Source organism: Pseudomonas sp. rhizo25, assembly GCF_031931935.1.
In the GTDB taxonomy this organism is placed as follows: Bacteria; Pseudomonadota; Gammaproteobacteria; order Pseudomonadales; family Pseudomonadaceae; genus Aquipseudomonas; species Aquipseudomonas synxantha.
In genome coordinates, this window is the sequence record NZ_JAUJXA010000004.1 from 491114 (window position 1) to 503442 (window position 12329).

The 12329-nt window shown below is 61.3% G+C and carries 10 protein-coding genes; 4 read left to right on the forward strand and 6 right to left on the reverse strand.

What is annotated here, in order from left to right; all coding sequences use genetic code 11:
* Nucleotides 1–19 precede the first annotated feature (19 nt).
* From accC to QZR30_RS12030, 5 genes are all read right to left on the reverse strand, one after another.
* Nucleotides 20–1381, reverse strand: a complete 1362-nt coding sequence (gene accC, locus QZR30_RS12010; protein ID WP_046070717.1) for an acetyl-CoA carboxylase biotin carboxylase subunit — start codon at nt 1379–1381, stop codon at nt 20–22.
* Between the two features lie 17 nt (nt 1382–1398).
* The gene (accB, locus tag QZR30_RS12015; RefSeq protein WP_056847064.1) at nt 1399–1863 is read right to left on the reverse strand and encodes an acetyl-CoA carboxylase biotin carboxyl carrier protein; all 465 of its coding nucleotides are present in this window, start codon (nt 1861–1863) and stop codon (nt 1399–1401) included.
* Nucleotides 1864–1887: 24 nt separating this feature from the next.
* Complete coding sequence (gene aroQ / locus QZR30_RS12020; RefSeq protein ID WP_046070719.1) at nt 1888–2343, reverse strand: type II 3-dehydroquinate dehydratase; 456 nt, start codon at nt 2341–2343, stop codon at nt 1888–1890.
* Between the two features lie 296 nt (nt 2344–2639).
* Entirely contained in the window at nt 2640–4601 is a 1962-nt protein-coding gene (locus QZR30_RS12025; RefSeq protein WP_311903343.1) for a methyl-accepting chemotaxis protein, read from the reverse strand.
* 53 nt (nt 4602–4654) lie between these two features.
* Nucleotides 4655–6325: a response regulator gene (locus QZR30_RS12030; protein ID WP_046070721.1), complete on the reverse strand. Its 1671-nt coding sequence runs from the start codon at nt 6323–6325 to the stop codon at nt 4655–4657.
* Nucleotides 6326–6623: 298 nt separating this feature from the next.
* Here QZR30_RS12030 and QZR30_RS12035 point away from each other — a divergent pair, with 298 nt between their 5' ends.
* From QZR30_RS12035 to speA, 4 genes are all read left to right on the forward strand, one after another.
* Nucleotides 6624–7691, forward strand: a complete 1068-nt coding sequence (locus QZR30_RS12035; protein ID WP_046070722.1) for a DUF2333 family protein — start codon at nt 6624–6626, stop codon at nt 7689–7691.
* 2 nt (nt 7692–7693) lie between these two features.
* Nucleotides 7694–8230 (forward strand): NUDIX hydrolase, encoded by a 537-nt coding sequence (locus QZR30_RS12040; RefSeq protein ID WP_046070723.1) that lies wholly within the window; start codon nt 7694–7696, stop codon nt 8228–8230.
* 181 nt (nt 8231–8411) lie between these two features.
* Nucleotides 8412–8783: a translation initiation factor Sui1 gene (locus QZR30_RS12045; protein ID WP_043049484.1), complete on the forward strand. Its 372-nt coding sequence runs from the start codon at nt 8412–8414 to the stop codon at nt 8781–8783.
* A gap of 142 nt (nt 8784–8925) precedes the next feature.
* The gene (gene speA / locus QZR30_RS12050) at nt 8926–10839 is read left to right on the forward strand and encodes an arginine decarboxylase (RefSeq protein ID WP_046070724.1); all 1914 of its coding nucleotides are present in this window, start codon (nt 8926–8928) and stop codon (nt 10837–10839) included.
* A 111-nt stretch (nt 10840–10950) separates the two neighbouring features.
* Here speA and QZR30_RS12055 read toward each other — a convergent pair whose 3' ends face one another.
* Nucleotides 10951–12294, reverse strand: a complete 1344-nt coding sequence (locus QZR30_RS12055; protein WP_046070725.1) for an MATE family efflux transporter — start codon at nt 12292–12294, stop codon at nt 10951–10953.
* Between the last annotated feature and the right edge of the window lie 35 nt (nt 12295–12329).

A 12329-nucleotide genomic window follows, 5' to 3' on the forward strand; every position in this document is an offset into this window, starting at 1 on the left:
GCTTTGTTGGGTGGAGCACTTACTGGTTGGCCAGCTTGTGTTCCAGGTAGTGAATGTTCACACCACCTTCGCAGAAGCCTTCATCGCGTACCAGGTCCCGGTGCAGCGGGATGTTGGTCTTGATGCCGTCGACCACGATTTCGTCCAGGGCGTTGCGCATACGGGCCATGGCCTCGTCGCGGGTGGCGCCCCAGGTGATCAGCTTGCCGATCAACGAGTCGTAGTTGGACGGAACCTTGTAGCCGCTGTACAGGTGCGAATCCACACGTACGCCGTTGCCGCCTGGCGCGTGGAAATGCTTGACCAGGCCAGGGCTTGGGATAAAGGTTTTCGGGTCTTCGGCATTGATGCGGCACTCCAGGGAGTGACCGTGCATCTTCACGTCGTCCTGGGTGAAGGACAGCACGTTACCGGCGGCGATGCTCAGCATCTCCTTGACGATATCGATACCGGTGACCATCTCCGAAACCGGATGCTCCACCTGCACACGAGTGTTCATCTCGATGAAGTAGAAACGACCGTTCTCGTAAAGGAACTCGAAGGTACCGGCGCCACGGTAGTTGATGTCGATGCACGCCTTGACGCAGCGTGCCAGAACTTCCTGGCGGGCTTTTTCGTCGAGGCCCGGTGCCGGGGCTTCTTCCAACACTTTCTGGTGACGACGTTGCAGCGAGCAATCGCGGTCGCCCAGGTGGATGGCGTGGCCCTGGCCGTCGGACAGTACCTGGACTTCCACGTGACGTGGGTTGGTCAGGTATTTTTCCAGGTAGACCATCGGGTTGCCGAACCAGGCGCCCGCTTCAGAGCGGGTTTGCTTGGCGGCTTCGATCAGGTCTTCTTCCTTGTGTACCACGCGCATGCCGCGACCACCACCGCCACCGGCGGCCTTGATGATCACCGGATAACCGACTTCACGACCAATGCGCAGGGCGGTTGCCTCGTCTTCCGGCAGCGGGCCGTCGGAGCCAGGCACGGTGGGTACACCAGCAGCGATCATAGCGTCCTTGGCCGATACCTTGTCGCCCATCAGGCGAATGGTTTCGGCTTTCGGGCCGATGAAGGCAAACCCGGATTTTTCCACCTGTTCGGCGAAATCGGCGTTTTCCGCGAGGAAGCCGTAGCCTGGGTGGATGCCATCGGCGCCGGTCACTTCGGCCGCGGCGATGATGTTCGAGACTTTCAGGTACGAGTTCGCGGCCAGTGGCGGGCCGATGCAGATGCTTTCGTCCGCCAGTTTCACGTGCATCAATTCGGTATCGGCCGTCGAGTAAACAGCGACGGTCTTGATGCCCTCTTCCTTACAGGCGCGCAGGATACGCAGCGCGATCTCGCCGCGGTTGGCGATCAGGACTTTTTGCAGTTTCTTCGCAGGTTTCAACATCGAAGGCGCTCCGCGGTTCAAACGATGGTGAACAGCGGCTGGTCGTACTCAACCGGCTGACCGTTTTCCACCAGGATGGATTCGATGACGCCGGCTTTTTCGGCCGTGATGTGGTTCATCATCTTCATCGCTTCAACGATGCAGATGGTGTCGCCCACTTTCACGGTCTTGCCCACTTCAACGAAGGCTGGCGAGGTCGGTGCCGGGGTGCGGTAGAACGTACCGACCATGGGCGACTTGACCACGAAACCGTTCAGCGCAGGTGCGGCCGGAGCGGCAGGTGCAGCAGCGGCGGGTGCGGCGGCAGCAGGGGCGGCAGCGGCTGGAGCCGGTGCTTGCATCTGCGGCGCGTAGAACTGTTGGGCCGGGGTCTTGCTGTGACGGCTGATCCGTACGGACTCTTCGCCTTCCTTGATTTCCAGCTCGTCGATACCGGATTCTTCCAGCAGTTCGATCAGTTTCTTAACTTTACGGATATCCATGAATCATCAACTCCCAAGGGTCGGTCAGGGGCGCTTGGCCTGTTCTTCAAGCTGTTCCAGGGCGGCCTCCAGGGCCAGTCGGTAACCGCTGGCGCCAAGGCCGCAGATCACTCCTACCGCTACGTCGGAGAAGTAAGAGTGATGGCGGAAAGGTTCGCGTTTGTACACGTTGGACAAATGCACTTCGATGAATGGGATGCTCACCGCCAGCAACGCGTCACGTAATGCAACGCTTGTGTGTGTAAAAGCGGCGGGATTGATCAGAATAAAGTCCACACCTTCGCCACGCGCGGCATGGATGCGATCAATCAATTCGTACTCGGCATTGCTTTGCAGGTAGAGCAAATGGTGGCCGGCTTCACGGGCCCGTTTTTCCAGGTCAAGGTTGATCTGGTCGAGGGTCACTGCCCCGTAGACGCCCGGTTCGCGGGTGCCAAGCAGGTTCAGGTTGGGTCCGTGAAGAACCAGTAAGGTCGCCATCGGCTGTTCCTTGTTATGGGTGTGGGTGCGGCAGAACCCGGCGACTATGCCGCAAAGCCTTTGTGACTGTCCAGTTCTATGCAGTAGGCAGCACGATTAGCGAGGATTGCGCAAAATTTGTGACTGCGGCCCAAGATGCAGTCATGCCTGACACGGTCTTGAATCCACTGAAGATCAAATGTGGGAGGGGGCTTGCTCCCGATAGCGGTGGATCAGCTACGGGTATTGAGACTGACACACTGTAATCGGGAGCAAGCCCCCTCCCACATTTGATCTCCATAGGGCGGGAGAGCGGGTCAGACGCGGAAGGCTTGTACGGCAGTGTTGAGCTGCCCACCCAGCACCAGCAGGTGTTCACCCTGGCTGCGCCCCTGCCCGATACGTAGCAGGTTGTCCTCACCTAACTGATGAATCCGCTCACTGTTATCGCGAATCTCACTCACGGCCCCACTCTGCTGCGCGGTCACATCGGCGATGCGCACCGCAGTCTCGGAAATCGTCTGGATCGCCCCGACGATTTCATCCAGCGCGCCATCCGCCGCCTGGGCTTGCTGGGCGGTGGCTTCGGCGTGTTCGACCTGGGCACGCATGCCTTGCACCGATTGATGGGCGGCGGTTTGCAGGCCGGCGATCAGGCCCTGGATTTCGGCGGTGGCGCCGGCGGTGCGTTGGGCCAGGGAGCGAACCTCGTCGGCCACCACGGCGAAACCACGCCCGGCTTCACCGGCACGGGCGGCTTCGATGGCGGCGTTAAGGGCCAGCAGGTTGGTCTGGTCGGCAATCGAGCGAATCACCGTAAGCACACCGCCGATGGTGGCGGATTCTTCTGCGAGTTTCTCGATCATCTGCGCATTTTGCTGCACTTCACCCACCAGGGCATGCAGCCCGGTCAGGCTCAGGCCGATCACCCGCTGGCCTTGCTCCACCGCCTGGCCGGCGCTGCGACTGGCGCCGGCGGCCTGGCTGGCATCACCGGCTACCTGCTGGATGGTGGCTTCCAGTTCGCCCAGGGAATCACGGATCTGCGCGGTGTCGCCGGCCTGGCGTTCGGCGCCGTCGTGCAGGCCGCTGCTCAGTTCGGCCAGGGCGCGGCTGCTGCCGGCGACTTCTTCGGCGTTGCCACGAATGGTGCCCACCAGGTCCACCAGGTAGGCGCGCAAACGGTTGAGGGAGGCTTCAATAGCGTGCAGTTCACGGTTGGTCCTGCCCAAGGCAATGGGCTGGCTGAAGTCGCCTTCGGCCCAGGTAGACAAGGCCGGTGCCAGGTTGGTCAGTACGCGAGCCAGGCGGCGTTGCAGGGTGTCGATCAGCAGGGCGATTAGCAGGATCAGGCCAATCATAACGCCCTGGATGACGCGTACTTCGCCCTGGATCCTGGCGTGTTGCGCGCGCACCACCGGCTCCAGGCCGGCGATGGCTTGCTGCACGCTGGCGATTTTCAGCTGGGTGCCGGCGGCGAGGTCGGCGCGTTGCTGGATCTGCTCGCGGGTGCGCTGGAGTTCGGCAGGGTAGCGGGTCAGCAGGCTGTTGAGTTCGCGCTTGAGGTCGACGCCAGTGTCCTGGGCTTCGGTTTTTTCGGTGTTTTCCAGGCCCATCAGTGCAGAGAAATCGTCGGTGTTGGATTCGGCGCTGGCCTTTACCCCAAGCAACGGCAATTGCCCCAGCAGGTCGGCTTGGGTGCGGATATTGGCGATCTCTCGTTCCACCTCATCGGCCAGCTCGGCGCGGCCACTGCTCACCAGCTTGTCCCGGGCCAGGGACAGCTTGCCCAGATGCTGCGAGGCGGCGAGCAGCGCTGGCAGGTAGCGCGCTGCATCGGCGCTATTGACGCTGCTGGCGTATTGGCTCAGTTGCTCCAGGTTTGCCCCCAGTTCGCGTTCGGCCTGCAACAGCAGCGCTTGCGGGTCGCCGGCCAGTTTGCCGGCGGCCAGAAGGTCTGTCTTGCTGAAGGTTTCCAGGTCCGCCAGGCTGGGGCGCAGGGTTTGCGCCAGCTCGGCCGGCAGCTCGGCGAGTTGCTGCAACAGGCATTCCAGGCTCTGGCTGGCAGCGCTCAGGCGCAGGGCATCGCCGCTGGCCAGGTAGTCGTCGATATTACGTGCAGCCTGGTTTTGAAACACCTGGGACAGGCCCAGGTAGCGCTCCATCAATAAATACGGACGCTCCAGCGCCCGTTGCGACCACCAAAGCGTCGCGCCGAGGGCCAGGCAAACGGCGACCAGCAGAAGGGTATTGAGATTGGTCAGCAGCTTGAGGCGCATGCAGGGTTTCAACCGACGGCAAAAGATAAGTGCCTGAAGTTATTGCGCCTGCGTTACAGAGTTATGACCGATTCGGTGGATTCTGGTGAAAAGATGGCACTTTGCTTTGATGTGCGAGCCGCTTGTACACGGTTACGCCCGGCGCCCTTGGCGCGGTACAGCGCTTCATCGGCCTGAGCGGCCATCATCAGGCTGTCGGAGTCGTCGCACAGCTCCACCAGGCCGGCGCTGAAGGTGCACCACAAATCCTGGGGTTGGGCGGGGTAGTGGATTTCTGCAAAGCGCCCGCGGATATCGTCCAGCACCTTGCAGGCCGATTCCAGGTCGGTGTCGGGCATGACGATGGCGAATTCTTCACCGCCATAACGGCCTATATAGTCGGTCTTGCGCAGACGCTGCTTGAGAAACAGCGCCAGGCTCTTGATCACGCGATCGCCCATGGGGTGGCCGTGGCTGTCATTGACCCGCTTGAAATGGTCGATATCCAGCATGGCAAAGCTCAGCGGCTTGTTTTCGCGGCGGGCGCGGAAGCTGCAGTCTTCGAGCAATTGCAGGATATGCGTATGGTTGTATAGCCCGGTCAGGCTGTCGCGTACCATCCGTGCCTTCAAGTTACGCGCGCGCGCTGCGCGGTTGCGCACGGTGGTGATCAGGTGGCGCGGCTTGATCGGTTTGGTGAGGAAGTCGTCGCCGCCTTCACTCATCGCGTCCAGTTGTTTATCCAGGTCGTCTTCGGCCGACAGGTAGATGATCGGCACGCTGACATAGCGGTCGTTATGGCGGATCACCTTGGCCAGTTCGGTGCCGGTACAGGCAGGCATATACATGTCGAGGATGATCAGGTCGGGCTGGAAATCCGCCAGCTCGGCCATGGCCTGGATCGGTTCGATCAAGGTGCGGGTGACAATGCCGGCGCTGTTGAGCAGGCGTTCTGTATGCAGCGCCTGGGCCCGCGAGTCATCAATGATCAGCACCTTGTACGGCTCGTACTGGGCAATGCACGTGAGCACTTCGATCTTTTCCAGCAGGCTGGAGGCTTCCAGGGTGCCGGTGAGGAATTCCTCGCCGCCAGCGCGCACGGCGGCCAGGCGTGTCGGGGTGTCGGTTTCGTGCAGGCTGAAAAACAGCAGCGGCAGCTTTTGTTCCAGGCCCTCCTGGGCTTCGGCCGCGAGCTTGAGGCCCAGGCCAGTGCCGCAGAAGTCCACATCCATGACAATCGCTGACGGCAGGCGCTCGGCCATGGAAGCGCGAAAGGCCGCGACACTGTCCAGGGACTGGGCGCTCATGCCAAAGAATTCCAGCTGCTTGGCCAGGCGCTCGGCGCGATCATAGTCAGCGAGCATCACGTAGATGGGCTTGCGCATCGGCGGCAGGAAGGTTTGCTCAAGTTGATCTCCCTGGCGCAGGCCGGTGCGCGACAAGCGCTGCATCAAGCGGTTGAGCTCGGTAATCAACTGGCTGCTCAGGCGGCCGCGGTTTTCGTCCACGGCTTGCAGGGATTCACCGATATGCCGGGCCAGCTGGCTGTGTTCGGGCTGTTCGAAACGCTCGGCAAAGCGCAGCAGGCGCAGGTTGGCTTCGCTGAGCTCGGAGAAATCGGCGTTGGACCATTCGCTACGCTGCAGGCGCTGCCAGATCTCAAGAATTTGACGTGCCTGATGAATTACCCGCTGGGCAAAATGCTGCTTGAGCCGCTCGCGGCTGGGGTCTTCTGGCTCGGTCATATCCTGACTACTGTGAGGGTGCATGCTGAGGTCGACTGATGGCTCTATGCTAGCACCTCTTGTCTATTGCATGAGTGTCATACGTCAATTAAGTACGTGCGCCCGGCATTCGGTTATCGACCTGCTGGTCGCACAGCGTAAAAAGCGTGCATCCTTTATAGTCGAATCGCCGTTGTGCGCCACTTTCGCGGAAAAGCCCCGCACCGATGGGCACGATGGGGTAGGGTTGTGGTCGGAGTGTGTGAACGCACCCGGACAATTGACGTGCATGAACTCAAGTGATTGAAAGGATATCGCCATGCTGGACTGGAAAAACCGTGCAGGCAGTGCCAAAGGCCCCGCCCCTGAGCCCAAGTCGGCCAACCGCAGCTATTTTCGCAACCTGCTGATGAGCCGAGCCTTGCTCAGCGTGATCTGCTTGTACCTGCTGGTCACCGGTGGCCTGGGTTGGTACTGGAGCCAGGAGCCGGCGCTGTTTCCGGTCCAGCAAAACGCCCAGCTTGCCGCCGAGAAGGAAGGCAAGCAGATGGTGGTGGGCTACACCACCGTCGAGACCCTCAAGACCGTGGTCGGCACTCTGCTGAACAAGCCTGGCGGCTACATTTCCAATGATCGTTTCCCACCTGGCCTGTGGATGGACAACATGCCGAGCTGGGAATATGGCGTGCTGGTGCAGGTCCGTGACCTGACCCGTGCCCTGCGTAAAGATTTTGCCCGCTCACAGTCGCAGTCGGCTGAAGACGCCGATCTGGCCAAGGCTGAGCCGCGCTTCAACTTTGATAACAAGAGCTGGGTGCTGCCATCCAGTGAGTCGGAATACCAGGAAGGCATCAATTCCTTGAGCCGCTACGAAGCGCGCCTGTCTGACCCGAACCAGCGCGGCGCGCTGTTTTATGCGCGTGCCGATAACCTGAACAACTGGTTGGGCGATGTCGCCACCCGTTTGGGCTCCTTATCCCAACGCCTGTCGGCCAGCGTGGGTCGGGTCAAGCTGAACACTGCACTGAAAACCGAGGCGCTGGCGCCGGGCGAAGTGCCGCAGGTCGATGAGGAAGTGGTGGAAACCCCATGGATGCAGATCGACAACGTGTTCTACGAAGCCCGTGGCCAGGCGTGGGCCCTGTCCCATCTGCTGCGCGCCATCGAAGTCGACTTTGCTGACGTGCTGGCCAAGAAAAACGCCACCGTCAGCGTGCGCCAGATCATTCGTGAGCTGGAGGCCTCGCAGGAACCGGTTTGGAGTCCTATGATTCTCAATGGCAGTGGCTTCGGTGTACTGGCGAACCATTCGCTGGTGATGGCCAACTATATTTCCCGGGCAAACGCTGCAGTGATCGATTTGCGTCAGCTCCTCAACCAGGGTTGATGATGGATGCTTCCTCCAGGGAAGCCGCACACCGTGCGGCTTCCGACGCTGAACTGATCTGCTGGGTCGACGAGCAGGACAATCTGCTTGGCCACCGCGTCAGGTCTGACCTTCGTAAGCTCGGCCTGATCGGCCGTTGCACCTTTATCTTCCTGTTCAATTCCCAAGGCGAGCTGTGCGTGCATCGGCGCACCTTGAGCAAGGCGTTGTATCCCGGGTTCTGGGATACGGCGGCGGGCGGCATGGTGGCGGCCGGTGAGTCTTACGCGTTGTCGGCAGCCCGAGAGCTGGAAGAAGAGCTGGGTGTCAGCGGTGTGCCATTGATCGAGCATGACCACTTCTATTTCGAAGATGGTGACAGCCGGCTTTGGTGCAAATCTTACTCCGCGGTGTGGGATGGGCCTCTGCGGTTGCAGCCCGAAGAGGTGATGGAAGCACGGTTTTTAACCATCGAAACCATCCAGCAGGAGGCCGCACAAAAGCCCTACTGCCCGGACGCCCAAGAAGGTCTGCGGCGCTATCTGGCCTCGCGTCGCTAAAGTTGCATAAATTGGCGCCATTTGGCTCTTAGCAACCGGGCTTTTTGTCGTTACACTGCGCGCCTTTTCACCCGAACCATTTTGCGGTTCGGTAGCGCTGCCCCTGCCTGAGTGGGGCTTCGCGGTCGGTCACCGTCTTGTGCGGCGCCGATCAGTCTTCATCCTCCGAAGAGGATTGCCGGTGGCCAAAAAAGCCGCATCCTTCGCCGCCCTGGGTGGCCTGGTATTTTCCACCGACGCAGGTCGACACTGCCCGGACTGTCGTCAGCCCGTGGACGCCTGCATCTGCAAACAGACCCTGATCCCCGAAGGCGACGGTATTGCCCGTGTGCGCCGCGAGAGCAAAGGCCGTGGCGGCAAGACGGTGACTACCATCACCGGCGTGCCCCTGGCTGAAGATGCGCTCAAGGAGCTGGCCACCACGCTGAAAAAGCGCTGTGGCACCGGTGGCGCGTTGAAAGACGGGGTTATCGAGATCCAGGGTGACCACGTCGAACTGCTGTTGGCCGAGTTGATCAAGCTCGGGTACAAGGCCAAGAAGTCCGGCGGCTGAAAGCCTCTTCCCAACCTGTATCTAAACTCTGTCCGGGGAGTGGGGTCTACCCTGCTCACAGGCAAATCGTCATTTTCATTCTTTAGACTGCGCCAGCCTCCGTGAGAGGTGGCGCCTTCGCCTTCATTTATAGGGGACTTCGATGTCCGTACGACGCACACGCAAAGACGATGGCAGCCAATGGACAGTTGCGGACAGCCGCAGTGTTTACGGGATTCGCCATTGGGGGGCCGGGTATTTCGCGATCAATGAAGCCGGTCGCGTAGAAGTCCGTCCGAACGGCCCGAACAGCACGCCCGTCGACCTCTATGAGCAGGTCGATGAGCTGCGCAAGAGCGGCCTGTCATTGCCGCTGCTGGTGCGCTTCCCCGATATCCTGCAAGACCGCGTGCGCCAGTTGACCGGCGCCTTCGATGCCAACATCGAGCGCTTGGAATACCAGAGCAAGTACACCGCGCTGTATCCGATCAAGGTGAACCAGCAGGAAGCGGTGATCGAGAACATCATCGCCACCCAGAACGTCTCCATCGGCCTGGAAGCCGGCTCCAAGCCTGAGCTGCTGGCGGTGCTGGCCCTGGCGCCGAAGGGCGGCACCATCGTCTGCAACGGTTATAAAGACCGCGAGTTCATCCGCCTGGCGCTGATGGGCCAGAAGCTCGGCCACAATGTGTTCATCGTGATCGAGAAGGAATCCGAAGTTGAACTGGTGATCGAAGAGGCGGCGAGCCTCAAGGTCAAGCCCCAGGTCGGCCTGCGCGTGCGCTTGTCGTCCCTGGCGTCGAGCAAATGGGCGGACACCGGTGGCGAGAAATCCAAGTTCGGTCTGTCGGCGGCACAGCTGCTGTCGGTGGTCGAGCGCTTCCGCGCCGCCGGCCTGGACCAGGGCATCCGCCTGCTGCACTTCCACATGGGCTCGCAGATCGCCAACCTGGCCGACTACCAGCACGGGTTCAAGGAAGCCATCCGTTACTACGGCGAACTGCGCAATCTTGGACTGCCGGTGGACCATATCGACGTCGGCGGCGGCCTGGGTGTGGACTACGACGGTACCCACTCGCGTAACGCCAGCTCGATCAACTACGACATGGACGACTACGCCGGCGTGGTCGTGGGCATGCTCAAGGAATTCTGCGATGCGCAGAGCCTGCCGCACCCGAACATCTTCTCCGAAAGCGGCCGCTCCCTGACCGCTCACCACGCCATGCTGGTGGTGCAGGTGACGGACGTCGAGAAACACAACGACGAAATCCCGCTCATCGAAAACAAGGAAAGCCTGCCGGAAACCGTGCAATGGCTGGTGGACCTACTGGGCCCGACCGACATCGAGATGGTCACCGAAACCTACTGGCGCGCCACCCACTACATGAGCGACGTGGCCACCCAGTACGCCGATGGCAAGCTGACCCTGGCGGAAAAAGCCCTGGCCGAACAGTGCTACTTCGCCGTGTGCCGCCGCCTGCACAACTCGCTGAAAGCCCGCCAGCGCTCGCACCGCCAGGTGCTGGACGAACTCAACGACAAGCTGGCCGACAAGTACATCTGCAACTTCTCGGTGTTCCAGAGCCTGCCGGATACCTGGGCCATCGGCCAGGTCCTGCCGATCCTGCCGCTGCATCGCCTCGACGAAGAGCCGCTGCGCCGTGCGGTATTGCAGGACTTGACCTGCGACTCCGACGGCAAGATCAAGCAATACGTCGACGAGCAGAGCATCGAGACCAGCTTGCCGGTGCACGCCTTGAACGAAGGCGAGGACTACCTGCTGGGCATCTTCCTGGTGGGCGCTTACCAGGAAATCCTCGGTGACATGCACAACCTGTTCGGTGACACCGACTCGGTGAACATCTACCAGCGTGAAGACGGCTCGGTGTACAGCGCCGGGATCGAGACCCACGACACCATCGAAGACATGCTGCGCTATGTGCATTTGTCGCCGGAAGAGTTGATGACCCATTACCGTGACAAGTGTGCGAGTGCGAAGATCTCCGCGTCTGAGCGTACCCAGTTCCTGGATGCGTTGCGCCTGGGCTTGACCCGTTCTTCGTACCTGTCCTCGTAATATAAGTGGGAGGGGGCTTGCTCCCGATAGCGGTGGATCAGTCAATGAATCTGTTGACTGACACTCAGCTATCGGGAGCAAGCCCCCTCCCACATTTGGATCTGCATTCCTTCAGTTTGCTCCCAGCCACAGCCCTTGCCGATTCAAGCGCCAGGCTATCGCCCAGAGTGTCAGGCTGCGCACCGCCATGAACAGCAGGAAGGTTACCCACAACCCGTGGTTACCCAACCCCTGCAACGCCCAGGCAACCGGCAGCACCAACACCACCGTCAGCAACATCCCATTGCGCATCTCCCGCGCACGCGTTGCGCCGATAAACAGGCCATCGAGCAAGTAACTCCACACCGCAATCAACGGCAGTATCGCCAGGTAAGGCAGGTAGATGTCGGCCGTTTCGCGCACGCTGGGAATGTCTGTTTGCATGGCGATAAACAGATGGCCGCCGAAGGTGAACAGCAGGGCGAAGCCGATGCTGGCGATCAGTGACCAGCCGCAGGCAACCACCAGCGAGCGGCGCAATGCCTGGCGGTCATGGGCGCCAATGGCGTGGCCGCACAGGGCTTCGACGGCGTGAGCCAGGCCATCCAGCGCATGGGCCGTCAGCAACAGGCCATTGAGCAGCAGCGCATTGGCTGCAACGGTGGCGTCCCCCAGCCGTGCACCTTGCACCGTGATCATGAAGAACACCGACTGCAAGGCCAGGCTGCGGATGAAGATGTCGCGGTTGACCGCCAGCAACGGCCGCCAGCTTTGCCAGCGTTTGAGCGCGGCCCAGGCGATATGACCGGGGTAGGCGCGCAGGGCTTTTTGCGTGAGGGCCAGGCCAAGCAGGGCGCCGGTCCATTCAGCGATCACCGAGGCGCGGGCAGAGCCGACCACGCCCCAGTCCAGGCCGAGTACAAACCACAGGTTAAGCGCAATGTTCACCAGGTTGGTGGTCAGCAGAATCGCCAACGGCGCGCGGGCGTTTTGGGTGCCGAGGAACCAGCCGACCAGTGCGTAGCTGGCCAGGGCTGCCGGCAGGCCGAACAGGCGGGTGTGGAAGAATTCGCGGGTCAGTTGGTTCAGTTCAGGGGAGGGCTGCATCCATTCCAAAGCCAGATGGCTCAGTGGAACACCTACCGTACCCAGCAACGTCGCCAACCCCAGCGCCAGCAGCAAGCCTTGCAACAGGATTTGCCGCAGCGCCGCCCCATCATTGCGCCCGGCGGCCTGGGCGGCGAACCCGGTGGAACCCATGCGCAGAAAACCCATGGCCCACGCCAGGAAGGTATACAGGCTGGCGCCGACGGCCACGGCGCCCAGTTGATGGGCGTGGGGCAGGTGGCCGATGACCATGCTGTCGACCAGGGCCACCAGCGGCACGGAGATATTCGACAGGATCATCGGCGCGGCCAGAGCCCAAACGCGACGATGGGTGGGGCGGTGGCGCCAGTCGGCGAGCAGGGCGGTCATGAAGGCTCCTTGGTGGAGCGGGCATTGTACCTGCC